The organism is Leisingera sp. MMG026 (genome assembly GCF_021654205.1).
GTDB lineage: Bacteria > Pseudomonadota > Alphaproteobacteria > Rhodobacterales > Rhodobacteraceae > Leisingera.
Map to the genome: position 1 here is coordinate 1 of NZ_JAKFZM010000009.1, position 12,470 is coordinate 12,470.

Annotated in this window: 13 protein-coding genes; 9 read left to right on the plus strand and 4 right to left on the minus strand. The window is 70.6% G+C overall.

Annotated elements, in window-relative coordinates:
• A partial coding sequence (locus L1069_RS06490; RefSeq protein ID WP_237455109.1) for an Ig-like domain-containing protein occupies positions 1–2,698 on the plus strand: 2,698 nt, incomplete at its 5' end.
• 98 nt (positions 2,699–2,796) lie between these two features.
• Here the strand turns inward: L1069_RS06490 and L1069_RS06495 are convergent.
• The 3 genes from L1069_RS06495 to L1069_RS06510 form a co-directional block, all read right to left on the minus strand.
• Positions 2,797–3,984 (minus strand): SEL1-like repeat protein, encoded by a 1,188-nt coding sequence (locus L1069_RS06495; protein WP_237455110.1) that lies wholly within the window; start codon positions 3,982–3,984, stop codon positions 2,797–2,799.
• Positions 3,981–5,552 carry a tetratricopeptide repeat protein gene (locus L1069_RS24130; RefSeq protein WP_275423051.1) on the minus strand — a complete coding sequence of 524 codons (1,572 nt, stop codon included), beginning with the start codon at positions 5,550–5,552 and terminating at the stop codon, positions 3,981–3,983. The genes L1069_RS06495 and L1069_RS24130 overlap by 4 nt, the downstream gene beginning before the upstream one ends.
• A gap of 67 nt (positions 5,553–5,619) precedes the next feature.
• Entirely contained in the window at positions 5,620–6,408 is a 789-nt protein-coding gene (locus L1069_RS06510) for an A24 family peptidase (protein ID WP_237455111.1), read from the minus strand.
• Positions 6,409–6,522: 114 nt separating this feature from the next.
• Between L1069_RS06510 and gspG the strand changes: the two genes are divergently transcribed.
• From gspG to gspM, 7 genes are all read left to right on the plus strand, one after another.
• On the plus strand, positions 6,523–7,023 hold the full coding sequence (gspG, locus tag L1069_RS06515) for a type II secretion system major pseudopilin GspG (protein WP_275423052.1): 501 nt from the start codon (positions 6,523–6,525) through the stop codon (positions 7,021–7,023).
• Positions 7,008–7,466, plus strand: coding sequence for a prepilin-type N-terminal cleavage/methylation domain-containing protein (locus L1069_RS06520; RefSeq protein ID WP_237455112.1), 459 nt, complete (start codon positions 7,008–7,010; stop codon positions 7,464–7,466). Before gspG ends, L1069_RS06520 begins: the two co-directional genes overlap by 16 nt.
• Positions 7,451–7,834 (plus strand): hypothetical protein, encoded by a 384-nt coding sequence (locus L1069_RS06525; protein WP_129373236.1) that lies wholly within the window; start codon positions 7,451–7,453, stop codon positions 7,832–7,834. Before L1069_RS06520 ends, L1069_RS06525 begins: the two co-directional genes overlap by 16 nt.
• On the plus strand, positions 7,831–8,499 hold the full coding sequence (locus tag L1069_RS06530) for a type II secretion system protein GspJ (protein ID WP_237455113.1): 669 nt from the start codon (positions 7,831–7,833) through the stop codon (positions 8,497–8,499). Before L1069_RS06525 ends, L1069_RS06530 begins: the two co-directional genes overlap by 4 nt.
• Positions 8,496–9,437: a type II secretion system minor pseudopilin GspK gene (gene gspK, locus L1069_RS06535; protein WP_237455114.1), complete on the plus strand. Its 942-nt coding sequence runs from the start codon at positions 8,496–8,498 to the stop codon at positions 9,435–9,437. Before L1069_RS06530 ends, gspK begins: the two co-directional genes overlap by 4 nt.
• 124 nt (positions 9,438–9,561) lie before the next feature.
• A complete protein-coding gene (gene gspL / locus L1069_RS06540) occupies positions 9,562–10,764 on the plus strand; it encodes a type II secretion system protein GspL (RefSeq protein ID WP_237455115.1) in 1,203 nt (400 codons plus the stop codon).
• Positions 10,761–11,264, plus strand: a complete 504-nt coding sequence (gene gspM, locus L1069_RS06545; RefSeq protein WP_237455116.1) for a type II secretion system protein GspM — start codon at positions 10,761–10,763, stop codon at positions 11,262–11,264. Before gspL ends, gspM begins: the two co-directional genes overlap by 4 nt.
• 50 nt (positions 11,265–11,314) lie before the next feature.
• On the opposite strand, the gene L1069_RS06550 is transcribed toward gspM, so the two are convergent.
• On the minus strand, positions 11,315–11,848 hold the full coding sequence (locus L1069_RS06550; protein ID WP_237455117.1) for a hypothetical protein: 534 nt from the start codon (positions 11,846–11,848) through the stop codon (positions 11,315–11,317).
• A 144-nt stretch (positions 11,849–11,992) separates the two neighbouring features.
• Between L1069_RS06550 and L1069_RS06555 the strand changes: the two genes are divergently transcribed.
• Positions 11,993–12,457 (plus strand): type II secretion system protein N, encoded by a 465-nt coding sequence (locus L1069_RS06555; RefSeq protein ID WP_237455118.1) that lies wholly within the window; start codon positions 11,993–11,995, stop codon positions 12,455–12,457.
• Positions 12,458–12,470 lie beyond the last annotated feature (13 nt).

The window sequence follows — 12,470 nt, forward strand, 5'->3', positions numbered from 1 at the left end:
TTCGGTGGTGCTCACCGATGCGGCCGGCAATACAGGCGCCGCCACCGCCTCCGTGGAGAAAGAGGCCAGCCTGCCCACCGCCGCACTCAGCGGGCCGGACACCGCGCAAAGCGACCCGTTTGAGGTGACGCTGCAATTCAGCGAAGCCGTCACCGGCCTGAGCCTGGACGGGCTGGAGATCACCGGCGGCAGCGCCTCGGATCTGACCGGCAGCGATGCCAGCTACAGCGTCACCGTGACCCCGGATCACGACGGCCCCCTCACCATCCAGCTGAGCGCGGATGCGGCGCAGGACCTGGCGGGCAATGGCAATGAAGCCTCCGACGTCCTGGAAGCCACCGCTGAGCTGACCGGCACCCCGAACCCGGTGCCGCCTGCCGACCTGGATGGCGACGGTGTTCCCGACAGCTTTGAAAGCGCCACCGCGGACCGCGACGGCGACGGCATCCCCGATGCCCAGGATTACGATCCCCAGGGCTATTTCTACTGCGAGGATGACGGCCGGATCCTGACCGGCGGCGGTATCACCGTGACCGGCCCCTCAGGCTCCAACAGCAGCCTCGGCATCGCCAATGACATCAACATCGTGCGCGATGGCACCACCGGTGAATACCAATGGTTCGCCCAGCGGCCCGGCACCTATACGGTTGCCTACAGCTACCCGGCCGGCGGCGCAGCCAGCACCGCGCGGCTCAGCTCCGGCAGCCTGGATGTGACCTCGCTGCTGCCCGCCAACCCGGCGGTTCTGGGCTCCACCCAGGTGGGATCCACCGGGGTCCTGGCGGATGCATCGCTCAGCGCCAACCCGGTGTTCTACGATACCTTTGTGATCGAGGCCGGCGACCCCAACGTGCTGGCCAACAACATCCCGATGACCCAATGCGCGGCAAATGCGGTCACGGTCAGCGCGTCCGATGACGGCGCCGAGGCCAACGGCGGCGTCCCGGACGATGCAGGCTTCACCATCTCGCTGGAGCGCGCCTCAACCGTGGATACGGTGCTCAGCTACAGCCTGACCGGCACCGCCACTGCTGGTGCCGACTATACCGCCCCCCCGGGTTCGGTGACGATCCCAGCCGGTGACACCAATGCAGACGTCACCGTGACAGTGCTGGAGGACCAGCTGATCGAGGGCAGCGAAACCCTGATCCTGACCCTGACGGCGGTAACCTCGGGCGATGGTGCCGCCAGCCTCAGCACCACAGCGGCAGAGCTGACCGGCACCGCCAGCCTGGCGGACGATGACTTTGCCATTGTTGCGGTCACCAATGACGACCTCACCGCGTCGGAGAACGGCGAAGACACCGCGGCGATGTCCTTCCGGCTGCTGGGCCAGCCCGGCCAGGATGTGCAGCTTGCCTTTAGCGGCGACAGCCAATGCACCGTCTCTCCCGCCTCGATGAGCTTCAGCGCGGCCAGCTTTGCCACTGCCCAGGTGCTGACCATCAGCGCCATCGACGATGAGGATGTGGAAGGCGCCCACAGCTGCCAGCCCGCGGTCACTGTCAGTTCGGCAGATACCCGCTATGACGGTTTTGCCCTGACCCTGGCGCAGGTGCAGGTCAGCGACGACCTGGTCGACCAGATCCGCGATCAGCTGACCGCGGTGCTGAAGAAAGACCTGGAAGAAACCATCAAGACCCAGCAGCGCTATTTCAGCCGGATCGCCAAAGGCGCGCTGGAGCGGCTGCAGGCCGGCCAGGAGGGGCTGCGCTGCGGCACCGTCGCCGCCTTTGACGTGGATGGCAGCCTGCAGGTCCAGGGCAGCACCGGCAACAGCGCCGGCAGTTTCGGCTGGGATGTCTACAATTGCGGCAGCGGCCGCCGCGAGATCCTGGATGGCGCCTTTACCCTCAGCCGCACCGACGGGCTGGGCACCCAGGCCATGCTGCAATTCTCGCGCCAGAGCGAGCGGTTCCTGCCGGAACAGGCGCTGCGCGGCAAATTCTGGGGCGGTTATGTCAGCCGTACCAGCGCCGATGGCCCCGCCGATGGCTCCATCACCGGTTTTGGCGCCAATGCCGGGATATACGGTGCCCGGGCCCTGAACGAGGGGCTGTTCCTGGACTATTACGCCGCCGCCGCCCTTGGGCATCACCGCTACCGGCTGCGCTTTGAGACGGCCACCGACCCGATCCATGCCCGCGGCGGGTATACCTATGCGGCCGGTTTTGCCGGCGCGGCGCTGTCGGGGCGTCATCAGCTTGAAAACATGCTGATCAGCCCGCGGCTGGGCGCCGATCTGGCCTTTGCCGAGGCCGATGACGCCAGCGTCACCGCCACCCAGCTGGCGCAGCGCGATACCGGGCGGATAGACATCCCCGGCTATAACGGCGGCCGCATCTTTGCCGAGGTGGAATTTGCCAGCCTTGCCGCTGCCGAAGACAGCAACCCGGACAGCGGCCTGGCCGCCCGGCTGTCCTTTGCGCCGCGGCTGGCCTGCGAAAGCTCATCTTATGACGGCACCACCGGCTGCGGCGCGGGCTTTGTCTTTGCCCGCGATGTCTATGACCCTGCCACCGGCCTGCGGTTCGGTTTCGAGATCGATTACGAGCATATCGGCGGCACCGACCGGCTGGCGCTGGATGTGCACCGCGAACGGCCCTTTGCCCGTGGCCAGGGCGCAGTGGTGACCCGGATCACCGCACCGGATGCGGACAGCCTGAAGATCGAACACGGCATCCGGCTCGATTTCTGAGCCTGTTGCCCGCAGCGGGCAACAGGACACGGACAAAAGAAAACAGCCCGCCTAGGCAGACGGGCTGTTTTGCTGTTTCAGTGTCCTCTGGCGCGGGGCTAGTGCTGCGGCCCGGCCCCTGCCTTGGCCGCCGCCAGCTCCTGGGCTTCGGCCAATTGCGCCGGGGTCAGCCTGGCCTGCAGCGCCGCGCTCAGACCGCGCGCTTCCGGCAGGCCGGCGCTGGCCGCCAGCACCAGCCACATATAGCCCAGCACATAATCCTGCGGCAGCGCGCGGCCTTCAAAATACATCCAGCCGAGGTTGGCCATCGCCGCCGGGTAGCCCGCCTCTGCCGAGGCGCGCAGCCATCCGGCAGCCGCCAGCAGCCCGGCGCGGGACGGATCCGGCTGCTGCAAGGCCAGCCAGGCCAGCTGGAACTGCGCCAGCGGATCGCCGGCCGCTGCCCCGTCCGTCAGCCGCTCCAGCCCTGCGGCACTGCTGTCGGGCGGCGCCAGCCGGGCGTCATAGATCAGCCCTGGATCCGCCGCGGCACCGGCGGCGCGGGCCGCGCGGCGGTAAAGATCTGCCGCGCGGGCCTCATCCAGCGGCACGCCAAAGCCGTTTTCATACATCACCCCGAGATTGCGGATGGCCGGGGCCAGCCCCTGGGCGGAGGCCGCCTCGAACAGGGCGGCGGCGCGGGCATAATCCTGCGCAGCACCTTCAGCGCGCACATGCATCAGGCCCAGATTGTTCAGCGCCCGGGGATGGCCGGCCGCAGCCGGGCCTTCATACAGCTGGCGGGCCCGCGCCGGATCCTGCGCCACGCCAGTGCCGTTCTGGTACAGCACCCCCAGGCTGACAGCCGCATCCTGATGGCCCTGCCCGGCAGCGCGGGCATAAAGCTCTGCCGCTTGCGCCGCGCCGCTGCCGTCCGGCGCCTGTTCCAGAACCGCAGCCAGGTCGAAAAGATACTGCGCCGTGCCGCTGGCAGCGGCCTGTTCCAGCCAGTGCAGCGCCTGCGCCCGGTCCTGCGCCACCCCCAGCCCGCTGTGGTAGGACTGGCCCAGCCGGTTCTGCGCTGCCGCATGGCCCTGCTCTGCGGCGCGGGTCAGCCAATCCGCGGCACGGCCGTAATTCTGCAGCACGCCGCGGCCATCCTGCAGCCGCAGCGCCAGCGCGTATTGCGCCGCTGCCTGGCCTGCAGCAGCTTCGGCGCGCAATTGCTCCAGCGGCGCTGCCTGCTGTCCGGCTGCAGCGGCCGGCAGCGCCAGCCACAGTGCGGCCACCAGCGGGCGCAGGCTCATTCTGCCGCCTGCCCGGCCGGAGCCGTGGCCGCCGCCAGGAAGGCACGCGCCGCCGCCTGAGCTTCGGCGACTTGTTCCGCTGTCATCAGGTCCGCCACCACCGCGCGGGTTTTCAGCGCCCCGGCACTGCCGCTTGCGGCGGCGATGTTCAGCCATTTATAGGCCTGCACATAATCCTGATCGCGCCCCAGCCCCTTGGTATAAAGCAGCCCCAGCTGGTGCTGCGCTGCACTGTCGCCGGCCGCCGCCGCCGCCTCAAACAGCGCCGCCGCCTCAGCCGGGCGTGCCCCTGTCTCTGTCAGCCGCAATCCCAGCGCGGTCTGCGCCGGCCGCAGCCCGGCAGCCGCCTGCTGCGCCATCCAGGCCTCAGCCGCCGTGTCGCCCTGGCGGGCGGCTGCCAATGCCCAGGGCACCGCCCGGTGCGGTGCCAGCAGCCCGTCCAGGCGGCCCGCTCCGGCCAGCCGCCCCAGGTTCAGTTCCGCAGCATGGCTGCCCAGTTCTGCCGCTTTGCGGTACAGAATCACCGCCTGTTCCAGATCCGGATCCCGGCCGCGGCCTTGCTCCAGCATACCCGCCAGTCCCACCGCAGCCTGCGGCAGCCCCCGTTCCCAGGCGCTGCGGTACAGCTGCCAGGCCTGCGGCACATCCTCCGGCACGCCATAGGCGCCCAAATACGCCTCCCCCAGCGCCGCCATCGCGCTGCCCTCGCCCGCTTCGGCGGCACTGTGCAGCCAGCGCAACGCGCCTGCCGGATCGGCCTCTGCCCCGTCCCCCTTGAGGTATTTACGCCCCAGCGCCGCCTGGGCCGGCACAAAGCCGCCCTCGCCCGCCCGCCGCAGCCAGTCCAGGGCCGCCGCGCGGTCGCGGCCTATGCCCTGGCCGCTGTCCAGCGCATAGGCCAGGTAGAACTGGGCCTCACCGTGGCCTGCTGCTGCGGCCTCTTGCAGCCAATGCAGCGCCCGGGCGGTATCCTGCGCAACGCCCTGACCGCGGGAATAGATGCGGCTCAGCTCAAACTGCGCCGCGCTGTGGCCTTGCTCTGCCGCGGCCTGCAGCCAGGCCGCAGCACTGGCGGCATCCTGCGCCACCCCCTCGCCCGTCTGGTGCAAAAGCCCCAGGTAGTATTGCGCCTCGCTGCTGCCGCGCGCGCCCGCCGCCAGCAGCAGCTGTGCCGCCTGCACCGGGTCGCGGGCCGGACCGCCCGGCACCGCGCTGAGATACAGCCGCGCCAGCAGCACCGCCGCCTGCGTCTGGCCCTGCTCCGCAGCGCGCTGCAGCCAGCCCCGCGCCGCCGCCGGATCCGCCGGGCCGCCCAGCCCTTCCAGCAGCACCCGGCCATAGCGGTACTGGGCAAACGCCGCTCCCGGGGCCGCTGCCAGCTGTGCCAGCCCTTGGCGGACACGCGCGAAATCCTTTGCCGCCCAGGCCTGTTCCACCTCTGCCATCGTCAGCGCATCCTGGCTGGCAGCCGCGGTTTCAGGCGTGGCAGGCGCCGCCTCCTGCGCCCGCAGGCACAGCGGGGCGGCAGCAAGGATCAGGCACAGCGGGGCAAAACGGAATAAGGTCATATTTCTCACAAGCATTTACAAGCAGGCAGGCAATCTCCGCGGACCCTAAGGTCCGGCGCCGGCAAGATCAAACCCCTCCTGCGGCCCGCAACAGCCACAGCACCGCCGCCGCCGCGCACAGCGCCGCGCCAAAAGGCAGCACCATGCCGCCGCGCAGCCGCCGCCGCTGCAGCCAGGCCGCCGCCAGCGCCCCGCCCGAGGCCAGCAGCAGCAGCAGCGGCAGGTCCATCGCCCCGGCAAAACCGCCCAGGCCCGCCATCAGCTTGACGTCGCCCAGTCCCAGCCCCTCGCGCCCGCGCAACGCCCGGTAGCCCAGCCGCAGCGCCAGAAAACCGCCCGCCCCCAGCGCCGCGCCGCCCAGCACCGCCGCCAGCCCGGCGCCGCCTGGCTGCAGCCCCGTCAGCAGCACCAGCGCAAACAGCGCCCCCGTCAGCACATCCGGCAGCCGCAGCCACAACAGATCCGCAACCGCCAGCGTCAGCAGCAGCCACAGAAACAGGCAGGCGAGCAGAACCTCCGCCGCGCTGCCGCCCGCCGCCAGTGCCAGCACCGCAGCACCGGTTGCCGCGATCTCAAAATACAGCAGCCAGGGCGGCACCGCCGCGCCGCAGTGGCGGCAGTGTCCGCGTGTCAGAACAAAGGAGAGCAGCGGGACCAGATCCGCAGCCCCCAGCCGCTGACCGCAGCTGCGGCAGGCCGAGCGCTGCCGGATCACATCCTCGCCGCGCGGCAGCCGGTCGGCCAGCACCGCCAGGAACGACCCCGCAGCCGGCGCCAGCAGCAGCAGCAGCCAGGCTGGCAACCCAGCAGCCAGCCCGGCCGCAATCCCGGCCTCAAGACCCGCCCCAAGGCTCATGCTGCTGCCTGCATGTTTTCCCCTCTTCCCGCGCCCCCGCCGGATTGGCTATGGAGCAATGGACAATGCCTGACGCCCCCCTCTATCATGCCGCCGGTCAAAAGAAAGAACCCGATGAAGCCACAGTCCGCCCCCGCCCCGCAGCCGCCCCGCGCGCGCCTCCTGCCTGTCCGCGCCAAAGCCCGGCAGCCGCATGGCGAGGCCGGGTTTTCCCTGCTCGAACTGATGGTGGTGGTGGTAATTCTCTCGATCCTCGCCCTGGTGGTGGTGCCGCGGGTGATCGACCGGCCCGATCAGGCCCGCGCCGCCCGCGCCAAGGCCGACATCGCCGCCATCGCAAGCGCCGTCAAACTCTACCGGCTCGACAACTACCGCTACCCCACCACCGAGCAGGGCCTGGCCGCCCTGGTGCAAAAGCCCGGCGGCAATCCGGTGCCCGCCAATTGGGCCCAAAACGGTTATATGGACCGGCTGCCGCAGGATCCCTGGGGCCAGCCCTACAACTACCTGTCGCCCGGCGTGCATGGCGAGTTCGACATCTTCAGCTATGGCGCCAACGGAGCGGCCGGCGGCAGCGGCGCGGATGCGGATATTGGCTCTTGGACCCTGCAATAGAGCCTGTTTCCCCTGTTTCAACAGCTGCCGGCTTTACCCTGATTGAGCTGCTGATCAGTGTCGCCATCCTGTCGGTGCTGGCTACGGCGGCGGTGCTGGCTTTGGGCGGCGGACCGGACCGCAGCAGCCGCGATCTGGCGCTGTTCCGCAGCCAGTACGGCGCCGCCCGGGCCCTGGCCATCGCCAGCGGCCAAAGCCGCGGGCTGGTCCTCACCCCCCAGGGATTGCGCCTGGCCCGCCGCGACACCGACGGCTGGGATATCTCAGAGCGGCTGCAGCCCTGGCAGGGAAAGGTGGCCCTCTCCGCCCGCCGCCCGGCTGCCGGAACACCCGGAATCATCCTGCTGGCCAATGGAAGCTCCAGCGCCTTCAGCATTGCCTTTGGCAGCGCCGCCCGCTGCCGCAGCAACGGATGGGAGGCGCTGGCATGCCGCGAAAACTGATCCCGCCGCCGCACTCTGCCGCCACTGCCGGCCTCACCCTGATTGAACTGGCGATCGCCATCTTTGTTCTGGCCGCTGCCAGCATCGCCCTGCTGCGCAGCACCGATCAGTCGCGGCTGGCGATCGGCGGCGAGGCGCCCCGGCTGCTGGCCCGCGTCGCCGCCCGCAACCGCGCCGAAGAACTGCAGCTGCCGGACGCCGCTGCCCGGTTGCCCGGCCAGGCCAAGCTGGGCGGCATGATCTTCACCCTGCAGACCCGCCGCGAGACCACCGCTGCCGGGCTGGTCAAAACCGAAATCACCGCCCGCGCCGAAACCGGTGAAGCCGCAGCACTGACGCTCTACCTGCCCGCCGCGGGGCTGCGGTGAGAGGCCGGCGCGCCCCGGCAGACCGCGGCCTCAGCCTGATTGAGCTGGTGGCGGCGATGGCCATCTTTGCGCTGGTGGCGGTGCTGGGTGTCCAGGCCCTGGGCGGTATGATCCGGATGCGCGGCACGCTGGAGGCCCGCGCCGCAGAGACCGCCGCGCTGGAGCAAGCGCTGAGCCTGCTGCGCGCCGATCTGTCAGCCGCGGTGCCGATGCTGTTTTACCCGCCGGGCCGTGGCGCTCCGCAATCAGCGCTGCGGTTGCGCGGCGGCGTGCTGGCGCTTTCCGCGGGCGGCCAGCCGGCGCTGGATCCGGAGCCGCAGGCTTTGGGGCTGCAGCGGATCGAATGGCAGCTGCAGGGCGGCCGCCTCAGCCGCCGCGCCTGGCCTGCGCTGATACCCGCCAGCGCCGCCTCGCGTTCGCCGGCAGTGACGGTGCTTGAGGGCGTATCCGGGCTGCGGGTGCGCAGCTATTGGGACGGTCCCGGCTGGGTGGAGGGCACAACAGCGCTTAGCCCGCAACCGCAGGCCGGCACCTCCCCGGCAGCGGATACCGACCAGGCCGGCGGCGCCCCCGAGGTCTATTCCAGCACCCTGCCGCTGGCGGTGGAACTGCAGCTCGAAACCAAGGGTTTCGGCTCTATACGGCTGGTGGAGACCCTGAAATGAACCGCCGCCAGAGCAGCAGCCGCGGCTTTGTCCTGGTCAATGCGCTGGTGCTGGTGGCGGCGCTGTCGGCGGTGGCGGTGCTGCTGCTGGCACGCGCCGAAAGCGGCCGGGCACGGCTGCAGGCCGGGCAGGAGGCGGATCAGCTGGCGCTGGCGCTGGACGCGTTTGACGCGCTGGCCATCACCCTGCTGGCGCAGGACCGCTCCGCCACCGATCACCCCGGCGAGGCCTGGGCCCGCGTGCAGGCGGAACAGGCATTGGCGCGGGGTACGGTCAGCGGCCGGATCGAGGATCTGCAAGGGCGCTTCAATGTGAACTGGCTGGCGGATCCGGACAATACCGCTGCCCGGGCCGCCTTTGCCCGGCTGCTGAAAATCCTGGCGCTGCCGCCCCGCACCGGCGAGACCATCCGCGCCGCCCTGCAGCCGGGCGGGCCGCAGAACCGCGCGGCCTGGGCCCGGCTTGATCCGCCGCTGGACCCGGTGGGCGGCGCGCTGCTGGACGCCGGGCAGCTGGCCGGCATCCCCGGCCTGCCGCCGCGCAGCTATCAGCGGCTGCGCCCCTATATCACCGCCCTGCCCGGCAGCAGCCGCCTGAATGTGAACACCGCCTCTCCGCAGGTGCTGGCCGCCTTTCTGCCGCATCTGCCGCCCGCAGCCCTGGCCCGGCTGCAAACCGCGCTGCCCGCCGCCTCTCCCGAGGCTTTTCTGGCCGCCGCCGGCCTGGCCCGGATCAGCGCAGAGCAGGCCCCGGAACAAAGCGATGAGACAGCGGCAGATCACTTGGGCGCAGAGCAGATCACAGTGGTCTCGCACTGGTTCCGCGCCAGTTCGCAGGCGCAACTGGGCACGCTCTCCGCACAGCGCAGCACGGTGCTGCGCAAAACCGGCGCCGCCCGGCGGCCTGCAGTCGCCTGGCGGCTGACCCGCCGGCCCTGATCCCGGCGCGGCTCTCCGGCGGCGGCACCGGTCTGCAGCACGGGTCCGATTGCGCATTGCACTTGCCCCGTGCCGCCCCCATTCTGCGCAGCGCAAAATACAGCAGTAACAGGAGCCCCGGGCGATGCCCTCTGCCAGCGCCAAGCCAGACATCGCCGCAGAGTTTGTCCGCCTGGGACCGGACGGCAGTGCCGCGGCTGCGCCGCATCAGGTGGTGACCGTGCCCGGCGAAACGGTGCCGCTGTTTGCGCTGGATCTGCCTGCCAGGCTGCGCGGTCAGGCCCGCGAGCAGGTCGCCCGGCGCCAGCTGGCCGCCCGGCTGGGGCTGCGCAGCGATCAGATCTCTATGCACCCCTTTGCCCCGGCCCGCAAAACCGCCGCCGCTTGGACCCGGGTGCTGGCCGCCGAGACCGGCTGGCTGGACAGTCTGCGCCGCCTGCCCGGCCGGGCGGTGCTGCCCGATTACCTGGCACTGCCCGCCGCCGCCGGCATCTGGAGCCTCGCCCTGCGCGGCAGCGGCCCGGGTGCTGCAATCAGCGTCCGGCTGGGGGTGGAGGACGGCTTTACCGCCCAGGCGCCGCTGACCCTGATGATGCTGCAGCAGGCGCTGGACAGCCGCCCCCGGCCCAAAGCGCTGCTGCTGCCTGCGGAAGCGCCGCCGGAATTTGCGGAGCTGGCCCGTGCCCACGGCATCCCCGCAGCTGCCAGCCCCGCCGCAGTGGCAGCATTGGGGCTGCCGCAACCGGTGGTGCTGGGGCATGGCGAATTGACCTGCGATCTGCGCCGCAACCCGATGGCGGCTCAGGCGCAGCTGGAGCGCAAACTGCTGCCCTGGCGCTGGCCGCTGCTGGCCGCGGTACTGGCAGCAGCGCTGTGGAGCGCTGCCCAGATCACTGCCATCCTCCGCATCGAGGCACAGACCGCTGCCGCGGCGGCAGAAACCACGGCCCTGGCGCAGACGCATTTCACCAATGGCGCGCCGGTGCTCGATGCCCGGCTGCAAATCAGCCGCGCCCTGGCCGGACTGCGCAATGCCGCCGGACCGGCAGCGCAGCCGGATGTGCTGGAGCTGACCCGCCGCATCGCCGCTGTGGCCGCCAAAGCCGGCGCCCGGGCCGAAAGCCTCAGCTATCAGCAAGGCGAAGCGGTGCGGCTGGCGGTGCGGCTGGCCGATTTTGCCGCCGCCGATCAGCTGGCAGCGGCACTGCGGACGCAAGGTCTGGCGGTGCAGCTGACCGATTCCCGGGCCGATGGCAGCGAGGGCGGCGTCTTTGCCGAATTTGCCATCACCGCAGACAGCCCGGGCCCGGGCGGAGAGCGCCGATGACCGCCCGGATGATCTCCCGCCTGGCCGGCCTGCTGCTGCCGCTCAACCGCCGCGAACGGCTGCTGCTGGCCGCATTGCTGCTGGCGGTGCTGCCGCTGGGGGCCGGGTTTGCGCTGCTGCTGCCGCTGCATGAACGCCGCCTGGCGGCGGAACAGGCGCAGGCCGAAGCCGCCGCCTTGCAGACCTGGGCGGCCGGGCGGCTGGCAGAGAAACAGACCCTGGCCCGCAGCGCGCCGCCCGCGCCCGGCGCCCCGGCCGGTCTCAGCGGTATTGAACAAAGGCTGATTGCCGCCGGGCTGCGGCGCCGGCTCAGCGGGCTGGGCAGCGGTCCCGAAGAGACGGTAGAGCTGCGCTTTGACAGCATTGGCTTTGAGGAGCTCGGCGCCTTTCTGATGGGCGCGCATCCCGCCTGGGGCTACCGCCTGCGCAGTTTCCGCTTTGAAGCACAGGAGGCACCGGGGCGGGTGGCCGCCTGGATCACCCTGGCGCCGCAGCAATAAGCCGCGCCCTGGTCCGACCGTTTTGTGCCTCTGCCGCTGCTTGCCCCGGCCTACAGCTTGCCCAGGCGGACCCGGATACTGGCCTGGCGTCCGGCCAGCGAACCCAGCGGATCCATGCCGGCATGGGACTTCAGGACTTCATCCAGCGCGGTCTGGGCCGCTTGCAGCTGCTGTTTTCCGGCCTCTGCCTGGCCCCCGGCCAGCAGCGACAGGCCCAGTTCATGCTGGGCGGTGCCCTGCACCGCCAGCGCCGCGGCACGGGCCTCGCCGGACTGGCCTTGCGCCAGCGTTCCGGCGGTTTTGGCGGCAGCGGCAAAATCACCGCTGCGCAGTTCGGCATGGGCATATTCCAGCTGCATCCGCGGCGCCAGCGGCCCGGCTTGGCCGATCAGCTTCAGATAGGCGCGCTTGGCCTGCGCATAATCACCGCCCTCCAGCGCATTGCGGGCGACTCCGTATTGTTTCTGGAAACCGCCTTGCCCGGAAGGCCCCGCGCCGCAGCTGCCCAGCAGCAGCACAAGCGCCAATCCCGCCAGTCCGGTTCTTCCGGCCCGGGCCGGAATTGCAAAGGTAGATGCCTGCATCAGCTGTTCTCTTTCCGGCTGCCCGTTTCTTGTGTTAATTCTTGCGGAAAATTTACCATGCCCCGCGCCGCCCGTCCATGCTTGCCGCAAGCCGGGCCGCCGGTGCCGGGCAAAGCCGGGACAGCGGTTTTTGGAAAGGATCCGATGCGTCTGATATCTGCATTCTGCACGCTGATCGCGCTGGCCGCGGCCGCCCAGGCCGGGCATCTTCTGTGGCAGGAGATCCAAGGCCCATCCAGCCTGCCCGTCCACGCCCATGCAGCCGCCCCTGCCGCCGTCCAGCAGCCCGCCGCCGCAACCGCGCCGCCGCGCAGCTGGGCGCCGCTGTTCGGGGAGAAACAACCGCCGCAGCCGCAGGCTCCTGCATCCGCGCCTGCCCCGGCGGCAAGCGCCGCCGAACCGCCGCTTGCCAGCCTGGGCTATGCGCTCCAAGGGGTGGTGCAGGCAGGCGAGGCCACCTGGGCGATGATCTCCCATCCCGCCGGCGCCCGGCTGTTGCGGGCCGGGGATGAGCTGCCCGGCGGCGTCAAAGTGGTGCGGATCGACAGCCGCGGTCTGTGGCTGTCGCGCAGCGATGGCGCGCCTGAACTGCTGAATTTCCCGCAATAGAGCCGGGTTACCC